Origin of the sequence: Catellatospora sp. KI3 (assembly GCF_029948125.1) — a bacterium.
GTDB lineage: Bacteria > Actinomycetota > Actinomycetes > Mycobacteriales > Micromonosporaceae > Catellatospora.
In genome coordinates this window covers 1-2,522 of record NZ_JASAMB010000058.1, presented here as the reverse complement: position 1 = coordinate 2,522, position 2,522 = coordinate 1, and the positions used below count along the sequence as shown (strand labels likewise).

Below are 2,522 nucleotides of genomic sequence, written 5' to 3'. Positions count from 1 at the left end.
TTCGGGGTACTCGAGCGGCGAACGGGTGAGTAACACGTGAGTAACCTGCCCCTGGCTTTGGGATAACCATCGGAAACGGTGGCTAATACCGAATATTCACTTCTGGTCGCATGGCTGGTGGTGGAAAGTTTTTCGGCTGGGGATGGGCTCGCGGCCTATCAGCTTGTTGGTGGGGTGATGGCCTACCAAGGCTTTGACGGGTAGCCGGCCTGAGAGGGCGACCGGCCACACTGGGACTGAGACACGGCCCAGACTCCTACGGGAGGCAGCAGTGGGGAATATTGCACAATGGGCGGAAGCCTGATGCAGCGACGCCGCGTGAGGGATGACGGCCTTCGGGTTGTAAACCTCTTTCAGCAGGGACGAAGCGCAAGTGACGGTACCTGCAGAAGAAGCGCCGGCCAACTACGTGCCAGCAGCCGCGGTAAGACGTAGGGCGCGAGCGTTGTCCGGATTTATTGGGCGTAAAGAGCTCGTAGGCGGCTTGTTGCGTCGTCCGTGAAAACCTGGGGCTCAACTCCAGGCTTGCGGTCGATACGGGCAGGCTAGAGTTCGGTAGGGGAGACTGGAATTCCTGGTGTAGCGGTGAAATGCGCAGATATCAGGAGGAACACCGGTGGCGAAGGCGGGTCTCTGGGCCGATACTGACGCTGAGGAGCGAAAGCGTGGGGAGCGAACAGGATTAGATACCCTGGTAGTCCACGCTGTAAACGTTGGGCGCTAGGTGTGGGGGGCCTCTCCGGTTTCCTGCGCCGTAGCTAACGCATTAAGCGCCCCGCCTGGGGAGTACGGCCGCAAGGCTAAAACTCAAAGGAATTGACGGGGGCCCGCACAAGCGGCGGAGCATGCGGATTAATTCGATGCGACGCGAAGAACCTTACCTGGGTTTGACATGCACTCTAAAACTCCAGAGATGGAGTGTCCTTCGGGGGGGTGCACAGGTGGTGCATGGCTGTCGTCAGCTCGTGTCGTGAGATGTTGGGTTAAGTCCCGCAACGAGCGCAACCCTCGTTCCATGTTGCCAGCACGTAATGGTGGGGACTCATGGGAGACTGCCGGGGTCAACTCGGAGGAAGGTGGGGATGACGTCAAGTCATCATGCCCCTTATGTCCAGGGCTTCACGCATGCTACAATGGCCGGTACAATGGGCTGCGATACCGTGAGGTGGAGCGAATCCCAAAAAGCCGGTCTCAGTTCGGATCGGGGTCTGCAACTCGACCCCGTGAAGTCGGAGTCGCTAGTAATCGCAGATCAGCAACGCTGCGGTGAATACGTTCCCGGGCCTTGTACACACCGCCCGTCACGTCACGAAAGTCGGCAACACCCGAAGCCCATGGCCCAACCCGTAAGGGAGGGAGTGGTCGAAGGTGGGGCTGGTGATTGGGACGAAGTCGTAACAAGGTAGCCGTACCGGAAGGTGCGGCTGGATCACCTCCTTTCTAAGGAGCACCTACCTGCGAAAGCGGGTCAGGACCCAGCTGTCGCGAGTGTCGACAGTGGGGCTCATATGGCGGAGACACTGGTTAGAGCCTGCCGGCAACGGTCGGATCCCTAGTACTGCACCTTCGTGTGCGTGGAACGGCCCGATGCGGCTGGAAGGCTTGTAGAGCACCCTGTTGGGTCCTGAAAGAACAAGCGCGAGCTTGGCTTTCTGGATCGCCGATCGCATTCTCTGAAGCATACCGCCGGGTTGGTCCGGGCTGGTGTTTCGGGTGTGGGTGTGGGTTGGTTGTTTGTTGAGATGTGCATAGTGGACGCGAGCATCTTTGTTTTCTGCGTATTGTAGGTAAGTTGTTAAGGGCAGACGGTGGATGCCTTGGCACCAGGAGCCGATGAAGGACGTGGGAGGCCGCGATAGGCCTGGGGGAGCTGTCAACCAAGCTGTGATCCCAGGGTGTCCGAATGGGGGAACCCAGCCCGAGTCATGTCGGGTTACCCGCACCTGAATTCATAGGGTGTGTGGAGGGAACGCCGGGAAGTGAAACATCTCAGTACCGGTAGGAAGAGAAAACAACATGTGATTCCGTGAGTAGTGGCGAGCGAAAGCGGATGTAGCCTAAACCGTGTGCGTGTGATACCTGTCAGGGGTTGCGTGGACGGGGTTGTGGGACCCTGCAGATCCAGCTGACACTGGATGACACAGTTATAAAGCCAAGGGCTAGTCGAATCCTCTGGAATGAGGGACCGTAGAGGGTGAGAGTCCTGTAGACGAAAGTTCTTGGCCTGTGGTGGGTGTTCCCGAGTAGCGGCGGACTCCTGTAATCTGCCGTGAATCTGCCAGGACCACCTGGTAAGGCTGAATACTCCCTGGTGACCGATAGCGGACTAGTACCGTGAGGGAATGGTGAAAAGTACCCCGGGAGGGGAGTGAAATAGTACCTGAAACCGTCTGCCTACAATCCGTCGGAGCTGAGGACTTGTTCTGAGGTGACGGCGTGCCTTTTGAAGAATGAGCCTGCGAGTTAGTGGCATGTGGCGAGGTTAACCCGTGTGGGGGAGCCGTAGCGAAAGCGAGTCTGAA

General features: G+C 58.2%; 2 rRNA genes. Both read left to right on the top strand.

The window, feature by feature from the left end:
• Positions 1–1,440: ribosomal RNA gene (locus QEZ54_RS36160) — 16S ribosomal RNA — on the top strand; the annotation flags it as partial.
• A 345-nt stretch (positions 1,441–1,785) separates the two neighbouring features.
• Positions 1,786–2,522: ribosomal RNA gene (locus QEZ54_RS36155) — 23S ribosomal RNA — on the top strand; the annotation flags it as partial.